The organism is Sedimentibacter sp. B4, from assembly GCF_000309315.1.
GTDB lineage: Bacteria > Bacillota > Clostridia > Tissierellales > Sedimentibacteraceae > Sedimentibacter > Sedimentibacter saalensis.
In genome coordinates this window covers 1-241 of sequence record NZ_CANG01000757.1, presented here as the reverse complement: position 1 = coordinate 241, position 241 = coordinate 1, and the positions used below count along the sequence as shown (strand labels likewise).

1 protein-coding gene is annotated in these 241 nt (G+C 67.6%); it reads right to left on the bottom strand.

Annotated features, from left to right (window positions below; genetic code table 11):
- Positions 1-18: 18 nt before the first annotated feature.
- Positions 19-241, bottom strand: a 223-nt coding sequence (locus tag BN358_RS13005) for an ABC transporter permease (protein ID WP_232233254.1), incomplete at its 5' end; no start/stop codon positions are given.

The following is a 241-nucleotide window of genomic DNA, read 5'->3' as shown; positions in this document are numbered from 1 at the left end:
CACGTACATGGGGAACGGTCACGGTCGTGGCACCGGCATTGAAGTGGTCACGATGTAGTCGTCGAAGCTCAGGGCGAAGGCGAGCAGTGCGCCCGCGGCGATACCCGGCGCGACCAGCGGGAACGTGACCCGCCAGAACACCTGCGACGGCCTCGCGTACAGGTCGGCCGCGGCCTGTTCCAGCGCCGGGTCGAGGGAGGCCACCCTGGCCTTCACCGTCGTGATCACGAACGAGAGGGTA